The sequence below is a fragment of the Oliverpabstia intestinalis genome (genome assembly GCF_009696065.1).
Lineage (GTDB): Bacteria > Bacillota > Clostridia > Lachnospirales > Lachnospiraceae > Oliverpabstia > Oliverpabstia intestinalis.
The window spans coordinates 109,647-133,148 of the sequence record NZ_VUMS01000007.1; the positions used below are offsets into that span (position 1 = coordinate 109,647).

Below are 23,502 nucleotides of genomic sequence, written 5' to 3' on the forward strand. Positions count from 1 at the left end.
TTAAAAGAGAAACGATGTACTGGTGATTCGAGGATAAGTATAATTCACAAAATGGGGTCTGAAAAAACAGGCTCCATTTTGCAATTGTTTACTGGTGAAAAGAAAAAAGTATGTTATAATAAGAAGAATACTGTAAAAAAAGAAATGCAATAAGGAGATGGAAATCCATGAAAGTATCTATGTGTAAAACCATGCGGACTTATGAGTGGAAAAATCTGTCGAAAGATCTTCTGGCGGGTCTGGTGATCATGGCAGTGTCGATTCCAATATCCATGGGATATGCGCAGATCGCGGGGCTTCCGGCGGTGTATGGACTGTACGGCTCAGTTTTTCCGATAGTACTGTTTGCCTTATTTTCTACTTCCCCGCAGTTTGTTTTCGGTGTAGATGCTGCTCCGGCGGCACTGGTAGGATCGGCACTGGTAAGTCTGGGGATTGAAGGAGGATCGAAGGAAGCAATTGCGGCAGTTCCGGTGCTTGCATTTTTTGTTGCTGTCTGGCTGCTGGTCTTTTATCTGTGTCGGGCGGGAAAACTGGTTAATTATATTTCAGCACCGGTGATGGGCGGATTTATCAGTGGAATCTGTACCACGATCATTCTGATGCAGGTGCCTAAATTATTCGGTGGTAAAGCAGGGGTCGGGGAACTCCCGGAACTGGTGCATCATATCTGGGAGAGTCGGACGATCTTTCATCTGCCATCCTTGCTTCTGGGTGTTGGTACACTGGTGATTCTTCTGGTGTCAAAAAAGCTGATTCCCAAATTTCCGATGGCAGTGTTTCTGATGGCAGCGGGTGCGATCGGTACGGCGTTTTTTCATCTGGAAAATCTTGGTATTCAGACGCTTGCAGCAGTGAAACCGGGGCTTCCCATATGGACGGTTCCGGAGTTTGGAGCAATCCCGTTAAAAGAGGTGGTGATCATCAGTCTTTCCGTGGCAGTTGTCATCATGGCAGAGACATTACTTGCGGAGAACAGTTTTGCACAGAAAAATCGTTACCGGATCGATGACAATCAGGAAATTCTTGCATTTGCCATGGGAAATCTGGCTGCTTCCGTTATTGGTTGCTGTCCGGTCAATGGATCCGTATCGAGAACGGCTATGGGAGAGCAGTACCAGGCGAAAACTCAGCTGACCGGTATCGTGGCCGGACTGTCTATGATTGTATTATTGCTTTGCGGAACCGGATTTATCGGGTATCTTCCGATTCCGGTGCTGACAGCGATTGTGATTTCAGCGTTACTGGGAGCGACAGAATTTGATCTGGCGGTGCGGCTGTGGAAGGTGAGCCGCACGGAATATTTGATCTTTGCTGGAGCATTTTTCGGTGTACTGATGCTTGGGACTATCAACGGAGTATTGATTGGAATCATCCTTTCTTTTTCAGAGATGATTATCCGGACATCCAAGCCTTCCAGAGGCTTTCTTGGGATTCAGCCGGGACACCGGCATTTCCGGGATCTGAAAGAAAGCGATCAGATCCATGCGATTGAAGGGGTGTTGATCTACCGGTTCAGCAGCAATCTGTTTTTTGCCAATATTCAGGTATTGCAAAGTGATATTGAGGATAATCTGCGGGAAGATACCAAAGCAGTGATTTTGGATGCCAGTGGAATCGGAAGTATGGATATTACAGCGGCAGATCGGTTAAAACTTTTATATGAGTCACTGAAAGAGAAAAATATACGTTTTTATATCACAGAACATATTGCAGGATTGAATGAACAGATGCGTCAGCTGGGACTTGGATGTTTGATTCAGGAAGGTTGTGTGCGAAGAACGACACATATTGCTTTGAAAGATATGGGTATTACCCGTCCGTATCCCTTAGAGGGCGGTGTGGATAACGAACAGCGCAGTGCGTCCAGAAAACGTGCCGACAACAGGGTGCAGGAATTTGTCTGGGCGTTTGGAAGTCAGGCAGAAGAGGAGATCGAACGACAGATCGGATGTCAGATTGAACAGTTGAAGAAAACCGGTGATGTGGAATATCTGCTTCACGGCCGATGGTCTCATATGGAGGATCTGGATCAGGATGAGTGGCTGGAACATCTGGAAGAGCATCTCAAAGAAATTGTCAATATTTCCGGAAAAGATCAAAAAACCCTGGCAATTCGACTGGAAAAACACCGTCAGGAAGTGCATGACCGTATTGCAAGAGAACATCCGGAACTTGCAGAGCGTTTCCGGGAAAGGCGTCATCTGTTGGATGAACATCTGAAGGAAAAGAGACCGGAAGTTTATGAACTTGTAATTCAGTTGCGCAAAAAGATCAGCGATGAGCAGAGAGAACAAGAGGAACAATAGTTACATTAGAGGGCAGTAAAAGATGACAGAACAAAAGATAACCATGACGATGGAGCAGGTGGAACAGGAGATGGAAGAGTATCGCAGGATTTTTGATGTGGTGCGGCTCATCGAAGAAGAAACGATCCAAATGATGGAAGAGGGCAGGGAGGAAGAAGTTGATCCTGAGAAAGTGGCCTGCTATTCATTCTGGAAGAAAAACAGGCAATGTAAGAACTGTATATCTGCAAGAGTACTCAGGGAAAAGAACCAGGGGACCAAACTGGAGTTTGCGGGAGAAGATATTTATCAGGTAACTGCCTGCTATATGGAAATAGATGGAAAAGCATATGTAATGGAACTGGTGAAAAAACTGAACGAAGAATTCCTTCTGGACGCAGAGGGATGTGAAAAACTGGTTCGAAAACTGGACGGATATAACCAGGATCTTTACATTGATGCTCTGACAGGCTCTTACAATCGAAGATATTATGAGGAACGACTGAAAGGAAAAGAAACTTCTGCCGGTGTGGCAGTTATAGATCTGGATGATTTTAAATTGTGGAATGATACATATGGACATGGAGCAGGAGATGTGGTGCTACAGACAGTGGTGAAAGCGATCCGTCAGTCCACACGGAAAACAGACAGTCTGGTACGCTATGGAGGGGATGAATTTCTTCTGGTCATGCCGGATGTTTCCGATGAAGTTTTTCTGAAAAAACTGGAATATATTCAGAAGCAGATCAGGGACGCGGATATTCCCGGTTTTTCCAGAATGCGTCTTTCTGTCAGTATCGGAGGCGTGACAGTCCGAGAAGAAGTTATGGAAGAGGCAGTACGAAAAGCAGACCGGCTGATGTATCAGGCGAAAATCCAGAAGAATATGGTGGTGACTGAAAGAAAATCAATTGATGCGGATGGAATGATTCATCTGGAAGAAGAGATAAAGCGGACAAAACAGCTGATCATGATCGTAGATGATTCTGAGATAAACCGTGAGATCCTTGCGTCGATTCTGGAAGAAGATTATCAGATCATTGAAGCAGAAAACGGAGAAGCCTGTCTACGTCTTTTGCAAAAGTATGGAACTGAGATATCGTTGATTCTTCTGGATATTGTAATGCCCGGCATGAATGGATTTCAGGTTTTACATGATATGAACAAAAATCACTGGATCGAAGACGTTCCGGTTATCATGATTTCCAGTGAAGACTCCGAAAAGAGTATACGACGGGCTTATGAAATGGGAGTATCAGATTATATCAGCCGTCCATTCGATGGAAAGGTTGTCTATCAGAGAGTATTCAATACGATCAAGCTGTATGCAAAACAAAGAAGACTGATCACGCTGGTAACGGATCAGGTTTATGAGAAGGAGAAAAACAACCGGATCATGGTGAGTATTCTGAGTCGGATCATAGAGTTTCGAAATGGTGAAAGTGGACTGCATGTGGAACATATAAACAAACTGTCCGGTATGCTCCTGGAACGTCTGGTACAAAAAACCGACAAGTATCATCTGACCTGGACGGATCAGTATCTGATCACAGTAGCTTCTGCTCTTCATGATATCGGGAAAATCGGGATCGATGAGAAAATCCTGAACAAGCCGGGTAAACTGACACCGGAAGAATTTGAACTGATGAAAATGCATACGATGATAGGGGCATCCATGCTGAAACGGCTGGAAATATATAAAGAAGAACGGCTGGTGCAGATTGCCTGTGAGATCTGCCGCTGGCACCATGAACGGTATGACGGAAGCGGATACCCGGATGGACTAAAGGGGGAAGAGATTCCGATTGCAGCTCAGGTGGTTTCTATTGTAGATGTCTACGATGCATTGACGAGCCCGAGAGTCTATAAAAAAGCATATTCTCATGAGAAAGCGATGCAGATGATCCTGACCGGAGAATGCGGTGTGTTTCAGCCTTTGCTTCTGGATTGTTTTTATGATATTCAGGAGGAAGTACGGAAGGTGATAAAGGAAAAAAGCGAAAAAGAAGGAAAAATATCCGGATTTGAACTGACAGATCTGAAAGAAACTCTGAAAAACAGTCATCTGATCGGTGATTTAAAACCAGAAAAGAATCACTGACAGGGTAGAAAAACTGGTAATTATGTGATAAGATAAATGCAACGTGTTAAAGTGAAAAAGTGTTAGAGGAGGAATAGTGTTATGTATATTACATGTCTGGATGTGGAAGGGGTGCTGGTTCCGGAGATCTGGGTGGCATTTGCCGAGGAGAGTGGAATTCCGGAACTGAAGAAAACAACCAGAGACGAACCGGATTATGATAAGCTGATGAAATGGAGACTGGGTGTACTGAAGGAGCATGGGCTTGGGTTGAAAGAGATTCAGGAAACCATCGAAAAGATTCAGCCACTTCCGGGCGCAAAAGAATTCTTAGATGAATTAAGAAGTTTCAGCCAGGTTATCCTGATCAGTGATACCTTTGCAGAATTTGCCAGTCCACTGATGGAAAAACTGGGACGTCCCACATTATTCTGCAACAGTCTGGAGGTTTCCGGGAACGGAGAAATCACAGGATATAAGATGCGTGTGGAACAGACAAAACTGACCACTGTAAAAGCACTGCAGTCTATCGGATTTGAGACGATTGCCAGTGGAGATTCCTATAACGATCTGGGAATGATCCAGGCAAGCAAGGCAGGCTTCTTATTCCGAAGCACGGATAAGATCAAAGCAGAGTATCCCCATATTCCGGCTTATGAGACCTATGACGAACTGCTTGGTGCTATCAAAAAAGCAATGGCAGAGTAAATAAAATATTAAAATCACAGGATGGAAGCAGGATTTTGCAAGAAAAAACATATTGACATAGTATGTAATTAATAATATGATAGCAATATCCGGTTCAGTTGCAGAAGAGACTGCGAAAAGAGACAACAGACAGCTGGACAGGATATAATTGTGACCGGGAGTACTACTGCCCGGTTATAATTATATTTACACAGGAATCGGTCCGGTGAACCGGTTCTGAGAACGAGAACAGGGAGAATGATATGTTAAATCAGTTTTCAAGAACACAGTTGCTGCTGGGTGAAGAAGCCATGGAAAAGCTGAAGAATTCAAGAGTGGCTGTTTTTGGTATCGGCGGTGTCGGCGGATATGTCTGTGAGGCACTGGTGCGAAGCGGTGTCGGAGCCTTTGATCTGATCGATGATGATAAGGTATGCCTGACCAATCTGAACCGTCAGATTATCGCTACGAGAAAAACCGTAGGAAAATATAAAACGGATGTGATGAAAGAACGGATGCTGGAGATCAATCCGAATGTGGATGTGCATATCCATAAGTGCTTCTTCCTTCCGGAAAATGCAGATGAATTTCCATTTGAAGAGTATGATTATGTGGTAGATGCAGTAGACACCGTGACTGCAAAAATTGAACTGGTAATGAAATGCCAGGAAAAAGGCGTGCCGATTATGAGCAGCATGGGAGCCGGCAATAAGCTGGATGCCAGCCAGTTCAAGGTGGCTGACATTTATAAAACCAAGGTATGCCCGTTGGCCAAGGTTATGCGCCGGGAACTGAAGAAGAGAAGAGTCAGAAAATTAAAGGTTGTTTACTCGGAAGAACTGCCGAAACGTCCGATTGAGGATATGTCCACCAGTTGCAGAACAAACTGCATCTGCCCGCCGGGAGCCGCACACAAATGTACGGAACGACGAGACATTCCGGGCAGTGTGGCATATGTGCCATCGGTAGCAGGATTGATCATTGCAGGAGAAGTCGTGAAAGATCTGACAACCGTGAAAAAACAGAAATAAAGCAGAAATCAACCAGAAATCAACCGGAAAGGAAAGACAGCATATGGAAGAAATGATTACAAGAGAACAGATGGAAAAACTGAAAAAACTGCAGGATTATTTGAGAAGTCTGGAATCTGTTGCAGTAGCATTTTCCAGTGGTGTAGATTCCACATTTTTATTAAAGGTGGCAAAAGACATGCTGGGTGATAAGGTGATGGCAGTGACTGCCCAGTCCTGCTCTTTCCCCAAAAGAGAGTTAAAAGAAGCGATTGCATTCTGTGAAAAAGAAGGAATCAAACATGTGATCTGTGAATCTGAGGAATTGAGTATCGAGGGATTTGCCCAGAATCCGAAGAACCGCTGCTATCTGTGTAAAAAGGAGCTGTTTGAAAAGATTAAGAAGATCGCCGCTGATAACGGTATGAAAGCCATCGTGGAAGGTTCCAATCTGGATGATAACGGAGATTACCGTCCGGGACTGCAGGCAGTCGCCGAGCTTGGAATCAAAAGTCCGTTACGTCACTGTGATCTGACAAAAGCAGACATTCGTGCACTGTCCCATTACTTGCATCTGCCGACTTGGGAGAAACAGTCTTTCGCCTGCCTGTCTTCCCGCTTTGTATACGGAGAGACGATCACAGAAGAAAAACTTGGCATGGTAGATAAGGCAGAACAGCTGCTTCTGGACATGGGATTTCATCAGGTACGTGTCCGCATCCACGGTATGATGGCGCGAATCGAGATTGATCCTTCCGAGTTTGGAAAACTGATGGAAGAGGAAAACCGGGAAAAAATTGCAAAAACACTGAAAGTGTACGGATTTACTTATGTAACGCTGGATCTGATGGGATATCGTACCGGAAGCATGAATGAAACATTATAAACATATAGTACGCATATTAATATAGAAGAAATAAATACATATACAGATCTGAGAACGATAAAAAGCCCCCGACAATGGAGAAAATTTTCCAGTGTCGGGGCTTCGTTTTTGCGAGCGGTAAGCCAAAAACAAATCTTTATTATGACAGCACTGACCGTGAGCAGGTGAATCAGATTTTATGATCGTCAGATACTGGATTGCCGGTAAATCGCATAGGAAATTCCGGCAGTATTGGAAAACAAAGGGTTTGTCAATAGAGTTTAAAAAATTTATAAAATTTTTCAGAAAAAGGTAGGCAGATGAAGAGAAAACAGATATAGTTATTATTTATCAAAGAAAGAAAAAATCAGAGAAGTTAAAGGAGAAGCGATGGAACATTTGGCGTGGTATGAACTGTTACTGCTGTTTTTTGCCGCATCTTTTCTTGGATGGGTGCTGGAGACTGCAGCGGCAGATATTAAACAGAAAAAATTTGTAAATCGTGGTCTGGTGACCGGTCCGTTCTGCGTGATGTATGGTATCACGACGGTACTTTTAACGGTAGGGCTTGGAGAATTGCGTGGTATCTGGTTGTTTTTATTTTCTGCAATTTATGCGACGGTGGTGGAATGGATCGGGGGTCACCTGATCGAACGGTTATTTCATCAGCGATGGTGGGATTATTCCGGGAAAAAAGGGAACTTGGATGGTTATATCTGCCTGGGTGCTTCTGTGTTCTGGGGTGCTCTGGGATTTGTGATGGTGACCTGGGGAAATGATCTGCTGTTCCGGTTGATGGCGCTGCTGCCGTTGCTGCTGGTAAAAATTTTACTTCTGGTACTGGCTGGCCTCCTGGTGGTAGACATTCTGGCTTCTTATATTCTGCTTCGTGGTTACGGAAACAACATCCGCCAGTGGGAGGAGGCAGATAACCGGATTCGCAAAGTCACGTTACGATTGCAAAACTGGATCGGAACGGTCATTGCACGACGAATCCGAAAGGCATACCCGAAAGCAGCGGAGACAAAAATCGAAGAGAAAAAGGCAGCGAAAGTGACCTCCACGGTATTTGCCGCCGGATGCAGTTTTTATAAAATTGTTCTTTTATTTTTCTGCGGAGCCTTTCTGGGTGATCTGACAGAAACCGTTTTCTGCAGGATCACTGCCGGTGTCTGGATGAGTCGCAGCAGTGTAGTCTGGGGACCGTTCAGCATCGTGTGGGGACTGGCAATCGCGCTGGTCACTGCCCTGCTATACAAATACAAAGATCGTTCTGATTCCTTCCTTTTCGGTATGGGAACCTTTCTCGGTGGCGCTTATGAGTATCTGTGCAGCGTCTTTACGGAACTGGTATTCGGTAAAGTATTCTGGGATTACAGTGAGATCCCGTTCAACCTGGGCGGCAGGATCAATCTGTTATACTGCTTTTTCTGGGGCATCGCTGCGGTGGTCTGGTTCAAACTCCTGTATCCGCGTTTGTCCGACTGGATCGAAAAGATTCCGATGAAAACGGGAAAAATCATCACCTGGGCACTGATCCTCTTCATGTGCTGCAACATCGTGATGTCCTGCATGGCACTGATCCGGTACGACGCAAGGGGAAAAGGCGTGTCTGCAGAAAATACACTGGAAGAATGGCTCGACGAACATTACGACGATGCCCGGATGCAGCGGATCTATCCGAATGCGATCACCGCATCATGAGCAGTGAACGGAAAAAATAAAGACCAAAAAACTCTGTCTCCAGTGGCATCAACCAGCAGCTGAAAAACCCGCGCTCCCGCCCCAGTTTCTCGGCGTCCGCGGAGCCGATAAATAAGAAAATTCAAGAATTTTCCCCTTTTAGCGCCTGCGTAATCCCCTTCACCGAAGAAGCATACTCCATCGGCGCCATCCCCGTAGCCTTCTTAAACTGCTTCGAAAAATAAGGCAGCGAACTATAAGACAAAAACCCTGCGATCTCCGTCAGATTTTTCCGTCCGTCCCGGATCATATCCTTTGCCCGCTGAATCTTCAGTCCGTTAAAAAAAGCGTCGAAAAGAGAGAAAAAAGACTGGATTGCCGCATATATCCTGATTGCATCCGTTACCCTGGGTCTGCTGGTGTTTTATATCTGGCCGTTTATCCAGAATGTCTGGTTCAGTTTTAATGATGTAAACAAATTTAATATGTCTACTTTTGTAGGTCTTGCGAACTACAAAGAAATGATCGGTGATAAAGAAGTATGGAGAACCTTCGGCAATACCCTGAAATACGTTATCGTAACCGTACCGGTAGGGCTGGCGTTATCCACTTTCCTTGCGGCTTTACTGAATGCAAAGATCAAAGGAAAATCCATTTACCGTACCCTGTATTTCCTTCCTTCGGTTACCATGTCTGCAGCTGTGGCCATGGTCTGGAAATGGATCTACAATGAACAGATGGGTATCCTGAACAGCGCTATCAAAGCCATGGGAGGAACCGGTCATAACTGGCTGACTGATTCCAAGACAGCATTGTTTATGATTATGATCGTAGGTCTCTGGATGACGGTTGGTTATAACATGATTATCTTACTGGCAGGTATGCAGGGAATCAACAGTGTGTATTACGAAGCAGCCGCTATCGACGGTGCAAGCGAAATTACTCAGTTTTTTAAAATCACGGTACCGATGCTGACACCGACAGTCTTCTTCGTTATGATTACATCCATCATCAGTGGTTTCCAGGTTTTTGATACTGTTTACATGATGATCGGCAAAGCAAGTCCGGCATTCGAGGCAACACAGACCGTTGTGGCACTGTTTTACCGGACAGCGTTCGACTATGGTTATAAAGGATATGCAGCAGCTATTTCTATTCTGATCTTCGCAGCGATTATGATCGTGACCGTGATCCAGATGATCGGACAGAAGAAATGGGTGAACTACGACTAAGGAGGAGTGAGAACATGAAAGGTAAATTTAAGCTAAATCACCTGATCGTCCATCTGATCCTCCTGGTCGGAGTGATCGTGGTTGTATTTCCATTTGCATGGATGATCCTGACATCATTTAAAACATCCGGTGAGGCGATGAAGATTCCGCCGACAATTTTCCCGGAAAAATTCGTTACAACGGCATATCATACCATTGTAACTTCTGCAATTCCGTTTGCAACTGTTTATATGAATACGATCATTACCACCGTGGTTACCACACTGGTACAGATTGTATTCTGCTCCATGGCAGGTTATGCGTTCGGACGTATCGAATTCCCGTTCAAGAATGCAATCTTCATTCTGGTGTTATCTGTACTGATGGTACCTGGACAGATCTTCCTTCTGCCACAGTATCAGATCGTTCAGAAACTGGGACTGCTGGATACGATCCCGGCACTGTTTCTGCCAAACCTGTTCAGCGCGTTCGGTACTTTCCTGCTGAGACAGTTCTTCATGTCTCTGCCGAAAGAACTGGAAGAAGCAGCCATTGTGGACGGATGCGGACGTTTCCGTATCTTCGCACAGATCATGCTGCCGCTGATCAAACCGGGTATCGTGGCAATGTCCATCTTTACCATCAAGTTTGCATGGAATGACTTCATGTGGCCTCTGATCGTCAACACTTCTATGAATAAGATGACACTGGGACCTGCACTGTCTACCTTACAGGGACAGTACACCACAGAGTATCCGATGCAGATGGCAGGTGCGGTTCTCGCCGTACTGCCGCTGGTAGTGATGTTCTTCATCTTCCAGAAACAGTTCATCGAAGGTGTTGCTCAGTCCGGTATCAAGGGCTGATGCTCAACCTATTGACAATGTAGGAAATCACATGCTACTATAATCCACAGAATTGTGGGTTTCAAATGAGAAAAAAAGATTTCGGGACTTTCAGTTCCCGGAATCTTTTTCTTACTTTACAGGAAATTGCTTTCCTGTAAAGTAAGAAAAGCTCCGCGAGGATGCGCACTACGGCGTATAAGGTAGATGTCGCAAGCGACCGCCCCAGGCGCGAGAATGTGCAAAGGCACATTCTTTGTTCTATATATAAGGAAAGTCATGAAGAGGACAGGGAGAAAAAAGAATGGAAATGACAATACAGGAAGTAAAACAACTGGACAAAGACAGCTATCAGATCATCGATATCCGTGATGATAATGAGATCGCCCACGGTGCGATTCCGGGAGCGGTTGCGCTGAAAGTGGAAGAGATTGCGGAGAACCCGCTGGTGGATAAAAGCAAAAAACTGGTGATCTGCTGCAGCAGAGGAAAATACAGTCAGGAAGTGGTTCCGGAACTGATCGAAAAAGGTCTGGATGCCGTCAGCTTAAAAGGCGGTTATATCGCCTGGCTGATGGATCTGATGCGGGAAGATCAGGAAAAAGACATCAGTGCCGATGTGGAAAAAAGCATCCGTAAAAAGTTCCGCAAATCCATCTGGTGCAAATTTACAAAAGCCATCAATCAGTATGAACTGGTTAAAGAAGGGGACTGTATCGCAGTCTGTATCTCCGGTGGAAAAGATTCGATGCTGATGGCAAAACTGTTTCAGGAGCTGAAACTGCACAACAAGTTTTCTTTTGATGTGAAATTCCTGGTGATGGATCCGGGATACAGCCCGGAAAACCGCAAGGTGATCGAAGAGAACGCAAGAAAACTGAATGTTCCGATTACAATTTACGAATCGGATATTTTTGAGGCAGTCTTCCATGTAGATCAGTCCCCGTGCTATCTGTGTGCGAGAATGCGAAGAGGGCATCTCTATCATTACGCACAGGAACTGGGCTGTAACAAGATTGCTCTCGGCCATCACTATGACGATGTCATCGAGACCATCCTGATGGGTATGCTGTACGGCGCACAGGTACAGACCATGATGCCAAAGCTGCACAGCACCAATTTCGGCGGGATGGAACTGATCCGTCCGATGTATCTGATCCGCGAGGACAGCATCAAGGCGTGGAGAGATTATAACAATCTGCATTTCATTCAGTGTGCTTGTAAATTTACTGACACCTGCACCACCTGTAATAACGAAGAAACAAAATCCAAACGTATGGAGATCAAACAGCTGATCCGGACACTGAAAAAGACGAACCCATTTATCGAGAGTAATATTTTCAGAAGTGTGGAGAATGTCAATCTGGATACGGTTGTTGGCTACAAACAATATGGAGAACGTCATTATTTCCTGGAAAATTATGATAAGATGGGTGAATTGAAACAAGAGGAACTGGAGAAGAAAGAAGCAGCACAGGCAGTGCAAGAAAGTTTTTCTGAACAGTACGACAGACAGAATCTGAGGTGAGCATATGGCAGCTACACTGGAAAAAATCTATGAGGTGGCACTTCATCATTATCATATGAAGCTGGTCGCAGGAAGAGAAGGACTTTCCAACCTGGTGGACTGGGTTCATGTGGTGGAAGAAATGGATTATGTGCATTTCTTAAAAGGACGGGAACTGATCGTAACTACCGGTATCAAGGAACCGGACGATGCACAGCTGCTGGAATTTACCCGGCGGGTGTATGCAACGGGAGCCAGTGGTCTGGTGTTTAATGTCGGACGGTATATCCGGAGTGTGCCAAAAGAAGTGCAGGAATTTGGTGAAAACAATGATTTTCCGGTGTTTGTTCTGCCGTGGGAAGTGCATCTGGTTGACTTTAACCGGGAACTGTGCAATCTGATCTACCGGTCAGAACAAGAGCAGGACGATCTGGAGAGTGCCATTCGAAAAGCGGTATTCTCTCCGGAAAAGAAAGAAGAGTATCTGCCGGTGCTGGCAAGAGAGGGGATTCATGGAGATACCGGTCTTACGATGGTGCAGTGTTATGTGCCGGCTTCCGGAAAGACCGATATTACCAGCTTTTATTACCGCTTTTTAAGGCAGTGCCAGCAGATTCTTACAAAACGGAATCTGACTCATGTAGTCTTTCATCACGACAGGTATCTGACTCTTGTGATGGCGGAATACCGAAAAGAGATTGTGAATCAGGTGCTGGATGCGATGAAACGGTGTGTGCATAACTCAGCAGAGGGAACAGAGATGTATCTGGCCGTCAGTGAGGGAGAAACGCTGATTGGAAATCTCAGGGAAAAGTATCAGACCCTTTCTTATCTGTGTCGCTGGGCTGCAGATAAAAAGCAGACGCTTTGTCGGGAGAGTGAAATTGGTGTGGCAAAACTTCTGCTGGCAGTTCCGGATCGGAGAAAACTATGGGAATATGAGACACAGACCCTGGGAGAGCTGGAGCGGATCGACCAGGAGACAGGAAGTGAATACCTGAAGATCCTGAAAATTTATCTCGAAGAAAACGGCAATATTCAGGAAGTGGCAGCAAAATGTTTCCTTCACCGGAATACGGTGGCATATCATCTGAAAAAGATCAGTGAGATTACCGGGAAGAATCTCGGGGAGACGAGAAACCGGACCCAGTGGGAACTGGCTTATCTGATCCGGAATCTGCGGAAACTGCTGGAATAAATGAGGCGGAGTGAACAGATAACAATGTGAACGGTGCACAAAAACCATGTGCACGGTGACGATGGACAGAACAGGAAAGTGTGATAATATAGGATACAAGCAAAGGCGCGATACAGTTAAAAAGCTGTGATCGTGCCTTTTTGATTTTTTAGATTAGAATTCCATTGGAATGAGACATAAAGGAGGAGACAGAAATGTTAAGAGAAGCATTACCTGAGCTTGTAACAGGAAGTGTACCGGGACCGAAAGCTGCGGAACTTTTAAAACGGCGTGATGCAGCGATTCCGAAAGCTATGTGCGGAACTACTTATCCGATCTGTATGGGAAGAGGAGAGGGAGCCATGCTGGAAGACGTGGATGGGAACCGTTTCCTTGACTGGATCGGTGGTGTCGGTGTTCTGAATATCGGATACAGTAACCCGGAAGTTGTTGAGGCAGTGAAAGCCCAGGCGGACAAATATTTCCACGGCATCTTCAATGTCTATGCACATGAAGGATATGTAAAACTGGCAGAGATGTTTGATGAGACAATGCCATGCCGCGGTGACAAGATGAAAACATATTTTGCAAACTCCGGAGCCGAGGCAGATGAAAATGCGATCAAGATTGCAAAAGCCTATACAGGAAGAAATAATATCATCTGTTTCTCCGGTGCATTCCACGGAAGAACCAACCTGACCATGGCACTGACTGCAAAGAAAGCCTACGCCCTTGGTATGGGACCTTTCCCGGCAGGCATCTACCGTGCGGAATTTCCATATCTGTACCGTGCACCGAAAGGATACACCGAAGAGGAAGCTATTGACTATTACATCGAAAAATTCCTGAAACTTTTCGATGAAGCCACACCTGCCAGTGATGTGGCAGCTGTTATCCTTGAACCATTACAGGGCGAAGGTGGATTCATCCCGGCGCCGATCGAATTTGTAAAGAAACTGAGAAAGATCTGTGATGATAACGGCATCATGCTGATCGCCGATGAAGTACAGTGTGGTAATTGCAGAACCGGAAAATACTTTGCATCCGAGTACTGGAAAGAAGCCGGCGCAGCACCGGATATCATCGCCACTGCAAAATCCATGGGAGCCGGCGTTCCGATCAGTGCGATCACCGCAAGAGCAGAAGTTATGGATGCGGCACCGGCAGGAACCATCGGCGGAACCTACTGTGGCAACCCGTTAGCCTGTGCGGCAGCCATCAAAACCATGGAAATCATGAAAGCAGAAGATTACTGTGGAAAATCGATGCATATCGGCAAAGTGGTCACAGAAGCTTTCGAAAAGATGAAAGAAAAATATTCCGTAATCGGGGATGTCCGAGGACTTGGCGGAATGATCGGTGTGGAATTTGTCAAAGACAAAGAAAGCAAAGAACCGAATCCGGAATTTGTAAAGCAACTGATCCAGTCGGCATTACAGAAAGGTCTGCTTCTTGAAAATGCCGGTTCCGCAGGAAATGTCATCCGTTTTCTGGCACCGCTGTGCATGACTGATGAGCAGATGGAAGCAGGATTAAAGATTTTCGAAGATGCTATCATAGAAAATCTGTAACCGGAACTTTAGAAATATTCATGAAAATCGCTATAGAATAAAAAACAGAAAATATAAAAAGACGGCAAAGGCGCTGAATAAACAGTTTCCTGCCGTCTTTTTGTTTTGATTTACGCGGGCAGCAAGTTAAAGTCCATGCTTGCATGAGACCTTGGTGACTGCTGCGATAACTTGAGAAACACGCTCCGCAGGGGTGCGTTATAAAACATATTTCATAAACAAAAATCAGGGAGGACAACACTATGAAATTAAAAGACACAGGACTCACATTCCAGGACATCAAAGACAAAGTAGACAAATATATGATCGAGACTTATGAGAGATTCGATTTTCTGGCTGAGACAGCAAAAGATCAGTATATGTATGACGAAAACGGAACTCCTTATCTGGATTTTTATGCAGGAATCGCTGTAAACTCCGCCGGAAACTGTAATGAAAAAGTGGTAGCAGCAGTGAAGGATCAGGTAGAAGATATCATGCATACTTTTAACTACCCTTACACCATTCCGCAGGCTCTGCTGGCAGAAAAAATCTGCACTACCATTGGCATGGACAAGATCTTTTATCAGAACTCCGGTACAGAAGCCAACGAAGCGATGATCAAGATGGCAAGAAAATATGGGGTAGAAAAATACGGACCGAAGAGATACAACATCGTAACCGCATCCATGGGCTTCCACGGAAGAACCTTCGGTGCCATGTCTGCAACCGGACAGCCGGATAACGGATGTCAGATCGGATTCGGACCGATGACGGATGGATTTACCTATGCAGAGTACAATAACCTGCAGGCATTCAAAGATGCATGTACCGAAGATACCATTGCGATCATGGTAGAGCCGGTACAGGGTGAAGGCGGTGTTCATCCGGCAACCATGGAATTTATGCGGGGACTGAGAGAATTCTGTGATGAACATGAGATGCTCCTTCTGATCGATGAAGTACAGACCGGCTGGTGCAGAACAGGTAAAGTGATGTCCTTTATGAATTATGGAATCAAACCGGATATTGTATCTATGGCAAAAGCTCTGGGTGGCGGAATGCCGATCGGTGCGATCTGTGCAACTGCAGAGGTAGCCAAAGCATTCACCCCGGGATCTCATGGTACGACTTTTGGCGGACATCCGGTATGCTGCGCGGCAGCGCTGGCAGAGGTCAATGAACTTCTGGATCGAGATCTTGCAGGAAATGCTGCAAAGATAGGTGCATATTTTATGGAACAGTTAAAGACACTTCCGCATGTAAAAGAAGTCAGAGGACAGGGACTCCTGGTTGGTGTGGAATTTGACGATACCATCTCCGGTGTGGATGTGAAACATGAATGTCTGCACAGACATCTGCTGATCACAGCCATCGGAGCTCATATTGTCCGTATGATCCCACCGCTTATCATCAACAAAGAGGATTGTGATAAAGCAGTGGCAATCATCAGAGAAGCCGTAGAAGCACTGGAAAAATAATGGAGGATGACCTATGAAACATAAAGTAATCACCATCGGATGTGAATACGGTGCAGGCGGTCCGGAGATCGGAAAACGGATCGCCCAGGCACTGGGAATCGAATTTTACGACCGTGATCTCGTGGATAAAGTTGTGGAACAGATTGGTGTTGACCGTGACCTGGTAAAAAAGGCAGATGCCGGAAGTAATGTTTTATACAGCTTTGAGACACAGTATGGTCCACGGTATGCAAATCTGACAAACCGTGTTATTTATAACCAGTTTGAGGTTATTCAGAAGTTTGCAGAGAAATCTTCCTGCGTCATCATCGGACGATGCAGCAACTATATTCTGAAAGATCGGAAAGATACCCTGAACTTTTTCGTCTATGCTCCGGAAGAAGTCCGGATCCAGGCAACGATGGAAAAGAAAAACATTGGCCGGAAAGAAGCGGCAGAACTGGTGAAATATCATGACGAGATGCTTCATTCCCGTTACAAATATATGACCGGTTCTTACCGGGGTGACCGGAAAGGACGTCATATGATGATCGACAGCAGCGTACTTGGCTGGGAGAAAACAGCACAGTATATGTTGCAGATGATCGATCTTCGATTCGAAGACTGAGGAGAGAATGAGAAAAGGAAGTGAGTGTTTATGGATAAGAAAAAATCAGAATTTGATAAAGTATTCAGTGCCTGGGATATTCTGGTCATAGCATTTGGAGCTATGATCGGCTGGGGCTGGGTCGTATCCTCTGGTGACTGGATCCAGAGGGGCGGCGTGCTGGGAGCCATGATCGGCTTTGCTCTCGGCGGCGTGATGATCTTTTTCGTTGGCCTGACTTATGCGGAATTGACCGCTGCCATGCCCCAGTGTGGTGGGGAACATGTTTTCAGCTACAAGGCAATGGGACCGATCGGATCCTTTATCTGTACCTGGGCAATCGTACTCGGTTATGTCAGTGTCGTATGCTTTGAAGCCTGTGCACTGCCGACGATCATTACCTATATTTATCCGGGATTTCTGAAGGGATATCTGTATACGGTGGCGGGATTTGATATTTATGCTTCCTGGCTTGCTGTGGCGATCCTGGTAGCCATCTTCATGACTATAATCAATATTCTGGGAGCCAAGACGGCAGCCGTGTTACAGACAGTGCTGACTGTGATCATCGGAGGTGTAGGTCTTCTTCTGATCGCATCTTCTGTGATTACCGGTGATGTGGCAAATCTGGAGCCACAGCTTTTTGTAGGCGACTCCGCTTCTACAGTGATCAAATCCGTCTTCAGTGTGGCAGTGGTAACACCGTTCTTCTTTATCGGTTTTGATGTTATCCCTCAGGCAGCGGAAGAAATCAATGTACCATTAAAAAAGATCGGTAAGATTATGATTTTTTCCATTGTCCTGGCCGTTGTCTTCTATGCGCTGATCATCTTCGGCGTTGGATATGTGATGAGTCCGGCCGATATTGAGATCTCTCTGTCCGGAAGCGGTCTGGTGACGGCAGATGCCATGGCGAAGGCCTTTAATAGCAGTGTTATGTCCAAGGTGCTGATCGTCGGTGGTATGTGCGGTATTATCACCAGTTGGAACTCATTCCTGATCGGTGGAAGCCGTGCCATGTATTCTATGGCAGAGTCTTATATGATTCCGCGTCCTTTCTCAAAATTACATAAAAAACACAAAACTCCGGTAAATGCTCTGCTTCTGATCGGTGGACTTTCTGTAGCAGCACCGTTTTTAGGAAGAAAGATGCTTGTCTGGATCGTGGATGCAGGTAACTTCGGTTGCTGTCTGGCGTACTGTATGGTAGCAGCTTCTTTCATTATCCTTCGCACGAAAGCACCGGAGATGGCAAGACCATATAAAGTAAAACATTATAAAATAGTAGGTGCCATTGCCGTACTTATGTCCGGCTTCATGGTTGTTATGTACATGATTCCAGGTTCCGGTTCCACACTGGTGGTTCAGGAATGGGCCATGGTAGGCGGCTGGTCTATCCTGGGTGTTGTCTTTTGTATAGGGTGTAAATTAAAATACAAAGAAAAATTCGCTTCTCATATCGATGTAGAGGTAGAAGAGCTGAATACCGAGCCGGATGCAGTGACAACAACACTGGAGAAAGCACTGGAAACTGTCCGTTCCGAAAAAGTGGAAAAAGAAGAAACACCGGCAATCGACTTTTCTTACTTTCTTCCGGTCAATATTGTATTTGGTTCCGGTAAGGTAAAGAAAGCAGGCGAACTGACGAAACCATATGGTAAGAAAGCATTGATCGTCACCGGACGAAGCAGTGCGAAGAAATCCGGTATCTATGATAAAGTCAAAGACAGTCTTGAGGCAGCAGGACTTACTACGGTGCTGTACGATAAAGTCAGCCAGAACCCGCTGACGACGACAGCAGAAGAGGGCGCAGCATTTGCAAAAGAAAACCACTGTGACGTAGTAGTTGCCATCGGTGGAGGAAGCATCATGGACTGCGCGAAAGCGATTGCATTCTTGAGTAAAAATAAGGGCGATATCAGCGATTATATTTATAACCGGTTAAGAAGTGATGAGGCACTGCCTCTGGTTCTGATTCCGACCACCTGTGGTACCGGATCGGAAGGAAACGGATTTGCGGTACTGACCAATCCGGAAAATGGCGATAAGAAATCTCTGCGCTGCAATGCGATCGTGGCAAAAGTGTCCATCATCGATCCGGAGTGCATGATGACAATGCCGAAGAAAGTGCTGGCTTCGGTTGCCTTCGATGCACTGTGTCATAATATTGAGGCGTATACATCGAGAATCGCACAGCCTTTTACCGATGCGCTGAGTTTATATGCGATTGATCTGATTGCCCATAATCTGGTGGATGTCTATAACGGTACTGCAGGTAAGGAAGGATGGGAGAAGATCACCCTGGCAAGCACCATCGGCGGTATGGTGATCAACACCGCCGGTGTTACCCTGGCACACGGGATGGAACATCCGGCAAGCGGCCTGAAAAATATCGTTCACGGTCAGGGACTTGCCGCACTGACTCCGGTGATCATCGAGGCATCCTACAAAGGAAACCGCGAAAAATTCAGTAAGATCGCAAGGATCATGGGTGGAATGACTGCAGAAGACTGTTCAACCAAGATCCGTACCCTGTTGAAAAAACTGAATCTGGATTGTACCCTGTCGGATCTTGGAATCAAAGAAGAAGACATCCCGTGGATGGCAGAAAACTGCATGAAAGTATCTGCCGCCGGTGTCATGAATAACCCGGTTGTATTCTCGAAAGAGGAGATTGCGGAGATTTACAGAAAAGCACTGTAAAAGAATAGTTCTCTGAAAAAAGATAAAAAGAAAGATACAGAAAGAATCCAAAACAGGAGGCCTTCTGTATCTTTCTTTTTTTAACATTCTACATGGATCATTCATTTGCGCAGATAACGAATCACAATCTGTGTCTGCACGGAGTCTGAAAAACCGTCAAATGAGTATAGTTTCCTGCAATTACTGTGTCACATATGTTTTCAGCAGTTCAAACGTATTCCGCACGCCATCCATATGAGAACGTTCATAGTTATGAGACGCATAGACACCCGGACCGATCAGGCCGTGGCGGATATCATAACCGGCACGGAGAGTTGCCTCCACATCAGATCCGTAATGCGGATAGACGTCAATGGCATAACCGAGGTGCTGTTCTTTTGCAACCGCAGAAAGAGCAGTTACCAGATCATAATTGTAAGGTCCTCCGGAATCTTTGGCACAGATAGATACCATTCGTTCGGTACAGGCAAGATCAGCACCGACACAACCCATATCAACGGAGATCATTTCCTCGGTATCCTCTGATACAAAGCTTCCGCCGTGCCCCACTTCTTCATAAACTGTAAATAATAAAGAAACTTTCCTGTTCAGGTTCAGTCCGTCTTCTTTTACCGCGTGAGCCAGTCCGAGCAATATTGCTGCGGAGAGCTTATCATCGAGAAAACGGCTTTTGATATAACCACTTTCTGTAATTACTGTGCGCGGATCCATGGCGATGATATCTCCGGTCTGGATCCCAAGAGCAAGGGTGCTTTCTCTGGAATCTGTATTTTCATCCAGGAGGATCTCCATATGCTCTTCAATCTGTTCCATTTTTTGATCAGCTACATGTGCAGATGGTTCGATGTTCAGGACAACGCCGGTATAGATCCTGCCGTCCCGGGTGTGAATCGTACAATTCTCCCCATCTGCGGTGGACCACTGATGACCACCAAGGGTTGTCGGGCGAAGGCGTCCGTTCTCTTTGATGGAGCGCACCATAGCACCCAGGGTATCTACATGGGCAGCCAGTACAAGCGGAGAGCCGGAGCCTCCCAGAGTGACAAAAACATTTCCTTTTCTGGAACGTTCCGGAGCGAATCCGAGAGCAGTCAGTTCAGATAAAAGATAATCGGTCACTTTCTTTGTGAAGCCAGAAGGGCTAGGAATACCGGTCAGTGCATACAGCTGTTCTTTAATAAAATCCATATGAGAATTCATGTGATGTTCCTCCTGAAATAGATAATAAGTAACTTCATTGTAAACAGCGAATGAAAAAAGGTCAACCGGAAAATAAAGTTATAAAGAGAAAAGAACAGGCATAAAATAGTAGTTATAGAATTGAACAATAAAAAAGAACAAAAAAAGGAAATCCCTCTTCTGGGGACAATTTTTAAAGAGTATCCGCGATGTGCGCACATGTGTGCGAAAAATAAAAACAAATTCGTCCATTTTTCTTGACATTACTACGTTAAAGTGGCTATAATATCGTATATTGTCGACAATCCACAATCGACAGGAGAGATGAAAAAGAGAGGAAAGGTGTAGAAAATGACAAAATACACAGTTCGAAGAGTCTGTATGGCATTTGTTACGCTGTTGCTTGTTGCCTGTATTACCTTCTTTCTGATGAATGCAATTCCCGGTAATCCGTGGTTATCAGAAAAGACGCCATCCGAGGCAACCATTCAGGCACTGAATGCAAAATACGGACTGGATCAGCCAAAATATATTCAGCTTGGTAAATATCTGAAAAACCTTGCACAGGGAGATTTCGGCACTTCCATTAAGATGCAGAAAAACCGTCCGGTTATCGAAATCATCAAAGAGATGTTTCCGGTTTCCGCAAAAGTCGGCAGCCTTGCTCTGCTGTGGGCGGTGATCGTGGGTGTTCCGCTGGGATGTCTCGCAGCTTTTAAGAGAGGAACCTGGGTGGACAGCTTTCTGCGTGTGCTGTGTACCATCGGTATTTCCATGCCGGGATTTGTAGTGGCAACCTTACTGTTACATACACTCTGTGGCGGTATCGAAGGAGTGAAAGTATTTCCGGCACTTTTTGACGGAACACCGGCAAGTTATGTACTGCCCTGTGCAGCGTTAGGCTTCTATCCGATGTGTTATCTGTCCAGACAGACAAGAACTGCCATGTTGGATTCTATTAATCAGGAATACATCAAGACAGCCAGAGCAAAGGGACTGAAAAACAGCAAGATCATTTTCAAACATGCACTTCGTAATGCGTTGATTCCGGTTATTACTTACCTGGGACCGCAGATCGCATTTACCCTGTGTGGTGGTCTTGTCGTAGAGACTGTATTTTCTATTCCGGGACTGGGACGTTATTTTGTACAGGCGATCCAGAACCGAGATTATCCGCTGATCATGGGAACTACCATTTTCCTGGCAGCATTTATCATTGTCATGAACCTGGTGGTAGACCTGTGTTACAAACTGGTAGATCCGCGAATTAATCTGGTGAAGGGAGGAAATTAAGGTTATGTCCGATAAGAAAAGATTTAACAAACCGGGCTCGCTTCAGCCAAATATCGAGGATATTCTGCAGTGGAACGATCTGCCGGCAGATGCATTTGATCCGGCAACATCAGAGGAAAAAGAAAACTTTATTCAGGATCGCAGAAGCGTATCTTACTGGAAGGATGCATGGAGACGTCTTCGTAAAAACACGGTTGCGATGGTGGCACTGGTGATCATCATCCTGCTTTCTGTTTTCGCTTTCGTGGGACCGTCTGTCGTTCCTTATACTTACAAACAGCAGATCCGTGGTTCCGAATCTTTACATCCATGGCACTACAGCCTGGAGGATCAGGATAAGATCAATGCTTACATGGAAGAACATAACGGTGCAGGAAACCTGACACCGGACGAAGCGGTAGAACAGGCACGGCAGGAAGCAGAAGCCAAAGGTGAGACCTTAAGCCGTGTAGATGAAGCAAAGATCCGTGCGAAAGCAACCGTATCTCAGCAGTCTGCTGACGAAGAGGCAGTGACAGAAGAAGAAGCTGCCAAAGTACTGGGTATCAAACACAGCATATTTGGATACTCCAACAAAGAACTGGAGCGCAAGGCAGCAGGAGAAAAGGTATTCCCGCATGTGTTCGGTACGGATGATCAGGGCCGTGATATCATGGTCCGCGTTATGGTTGGTTCCCGTGTATCCATCATCGTAGGTATCTGTGCAGCGATTCTGGTACTGATCATCGGTGCACTGTACGGTTCCATATCCGGTTACTGTGGCGGCATGGTGGACAACGTGATGCAGCGAATCGTAGAGATTATCTACTCCATCCCGGAGATGCTGATCATCCTGCTGTTATCCGCAACCTTAAAACCGGCACTGGAACAGTTCCAGAACTCCGGAGACGGCGTGTTCCAGAAACTGGTAACACTCCTTGGACCGAACCTGATCTCCATGTTTATCGCTTTTGGTCTTCTGTACTGGGTAACCATGAGCCGTATCATCCGTGGACAGATCCTGCAGTTAAAACAGCAGGAATATGTAACTGCTGCGAGAGCACTGGGTGCAAAGGGCGGACGTATCATCGGTAAGCATCTGCTTCCGAACTGTATCGGACAGATTGTTACCACAACATTCCTGCAGATTCCGTCAGCAATCTTCCTGGAATCTTTCTTATCTTTTCTGGGTGTGGGTGTATCTGCACCGCTGACCAGTCTGGGATCCATGTGTTCCGAAGCACTGAGCGGACTGAAAACCTATCCGTACCGACTGTTCATCCCGGCAGTGATCCTGAGTGTTATGATCCTGTCCCTGAATCTGTTTGGTGACGGTCTTCGTGATGCATTAGATCCGAAGCTGAAAAAATAAGAAAGG

Annotated in this window: 18 protein-coding genes; 16 read left to right on the forward strand and 2 right to left on the reverse strand. The window is 45.7% G+C overall.

Features of this window, described 5'->3' with window-relative positions; all coding sequences use genetic code 11:
• The first annotated feature begins 167 nt into the window (after positions 1-167).
• The 6 genes from FYJ57_RS05195 (at position 168) to FYJ57_RS05220 (ending at position 8,634) form a co-directional block, all read left to right on the forward strand.
• Positions 168-2,309: a SulP family inorganic anion transporter gene (locus FYJ57_RS05195; RefSeq protein WP_154431811.1), complete on the forward strand. Its 2,142-nt coding sequence runs from the start codon at positions 168-170 to the stop codon at positions 2,307-2,309.
• Between the two features lie 22 nt (positions 2,310-2,331).
• A complete protein-coding gene (locus tag FYJ57_RS05200) occupies positions 2,332-4,389 on the forward strand; it encodes a diguanylate cyclase (RefSeq protein ID WP_154431813.1) in 2,058 nt (685 codons plus the stop codon).
• A gap of 81 nt (positions 4,390-4,470) precedes the next feature.
• Entirely contained in the window at positions 4,471-5,076 is a 606-nt protein-coding gene (gene thrH, locus FYJ57_RS05205; RefSeq protein ID WP_118316222.1) for a bifunctional phosphoserine phosphatase/homoserine phosphotransferase ThrH, read from the forward strand.
• Positions 5,077-5,318: 242 nt separating this feature from the next.
• Complete coding sequence (locus FYJ57_RS05210; protein ID WP_154431815.1) at positions 5,319-6,086, forward strand: tRNA threonylcarbamoyladenosine dehydratase; 768 nt, start codon at positions 5,319-5,321, stop codon at positions 6,084-6,086.
• 52 nt (positions 6,087-6,138) lie between these two features.
• On the forward strand, positions 6,139-6,951 hold the full coding sequence (gene larE / locus FYJ57_RS05215) for an ATP-dependent sacrificial sulfur transferase LarE (RefSeq protein ID WP_235904425.1): 813 nt from the start codon (positions 6,139-6,141) through the stop codon (positions 6,949-6,951).
• 369 nt (positions 6,952-7,320) lie between these two features.
• Positions 7,321-8,634 carry a putative ABC transporter permease gene (locus FYJ57_RS05220; protein WP_154431817.1) on the forward strand — a complete coding sequence of 438 codons (1,314 nt, stop codon included), beginning with the start codon at positions 7,321-7,323 and terminating at the stop codon, positions 8,632-8,634.
• A gap of 121 nt (positions 8,635-8,755) precedes the next feature.
• Here FYJ57_RS05220 and FYJ57_RS16195 read toward each other — a convergent pair whose 3' ends face one another.
• Positions 8,756-8,923, reverse strand: coding sequence for a helix-turn-helix domain-containing protein (locus FYJ57_RS16195; protein ID WP_154431819.1), 168 nt, complete (start codon positions 8,921-8,923; stop codon positions 8,756-8,758).
• Positions 8,924-8,939: 16 nt separating this feature from the next.
• Between FYJ57_RS16195 and FYJ57_RS05230 the strand changes: the two genes are divergently transcribed.
• The 8 genes from FYJ57_RS05230 to FYJ57_RS05265 all read left to right on the forward strand — a co-directional run bounded on the left by FYJ57_RS05230 (position 8,940) and on the right by FYJ57_RS05265 (position 19,673).
• Positions 8,940-9,845 carry a carbohydrate ABC transporter permease gene (locus FYJ57_RS05230; RefSeq protein WP_408636460.1) on the forward strand — a complete coding sequence of 302 codons (906 nt, stop codon included), beginning with the start codon at positions 8,940-8,942 and terminating at the stop codon, positions 9,843-9,845.
• A 14-nt stretch (positions 9,846-9,859) separates the two neighbouring features.
• Entirely contained in the window at positions 9,860-10,690 is an 831-nt protein-coding gene (locus FYJ57_RS05235) for a carbohydrate ABC transporter permease (protein WP_106491783.1), read from the forward strand.
• Positions 10,691-10,973: 283 nt separating this feature from the next.
• On the forward strand, positions 10,974-12,197 hold the full coding sequence (locus FYJ57_RS05240) for a PP-loop family protein (RefSeq protein WP_154431823.1): 1,224 nt from the start codon (positions 10,974-10,976) through the stop codon (positions 12,195-12,197).
• A gap of 4 nt (positions 12,198-12,201) precedes the next feature.
• Positions 12,202-13,374: a PucR family transcriptional regulator gene (locus tag FYJ57_RS05245; protein WP_154431824.1), complete on the forward strand. Its 1,173-nt coding sequence runs from the start codon at positions 12,202-12,204 to the stop codon at positions 13,372-13,374.
• A 194-nt stretch (positions 13,375-13,568) separates the two neighbouring features.
• Positions 13,569-14,924 carry an aspartate aminotransferase family protein gene (locus FYJ57_RS05250; protein ID WP_154431826.1) on the forward strand — a complete coding sequence of 452 codons (1,356 nt, stop codon included), beginning with the start codon at positions 13,569-13,571 and terminating at the stop codon, positions 14,922-14,924.
• 242 nt (positions 14,925-15,166) lie between these two features.
• A complete protein-coding gene (locus FYJ57_RS05255; protein ID WP_154431828.1) occupies positions 15,167-16,384 on the forward strand; it encodes an aspartate aminotransferase family protein in 1,218 nt (405 codons plus the stop codon).
• Positions 16,385-16,397: 13 nt separating this feature from the next.
• Complete coding sequence (locus FYJ57_RS05260; protein ID WP_022171942.1) at positions 16,398-16,991, forward strand: cytidylate kinase-like family protein; 594 nt, start codon at positions 16,398-16,400, stop codon at positions 16,989-16,991.
• A gap of 30 nt (positions 16,992-17,021) precedes the next feature.
• A complete protein-coding gene (locus FYJ57_RS05265) occupies positions 17,022-19,673 on the forward strand; it encodes a bifunctional amino acid transporter/iron-containing alcohol dehydrogenase (RefSeq protein WP_154431830.1) in 2,652 nt (883 codons plus the stop codon).
• 180 nt (positions 19,674-19,853) lie between these two features.
• Here FYJ57_RS05265 and FYJ57_RS05270 read toward each other — a convergent pair whose 3' ends face one another.
• On the reverse strand, positions 19,854-20,873 hold the full coding sequence (locus FYJ57_RS05270; RefSeq protein ID WP_154431832.1) for a M42 family metallopeptidase: 1,020 nt from the start codon (positions 20,871-20,873) through the stop codon (positions 19,854-19,856).
• A 330-nt stretch (positions 20,874-21,203) separates the two neighbouring features.
• On the opposite strand from FYJ57_RS05270, the gene FYJ57_RS05275 reads away from it, so the two are divergent.
• On the forward strand, positions 21,204-22,145 hold the full coding sequence (locus tag FYJ57_RS05275) for an ABC transporter permease (RefSeq protein WP_022171945.1): 942 nt from the start codon (positions 21,204-21,206) through the stop codon (positions 22,143-22,145).
• 4 nt (positions 22,146-22,149) lie between these two features.
• On the forward strand, positions 22,150-23,496 hold the full coding sequence (locus tag FYJ57_RS05280; RefSeq protein ID WP_154431835.1) for an ABC transporter permease: 1,347 nt from the start codon (positions 22,150-22,152) through the stop codon (positions 23,494-23,496).
• The last annotated feature ends 6 nt before the right edge of the window (positions 23,497-23,502 follow it).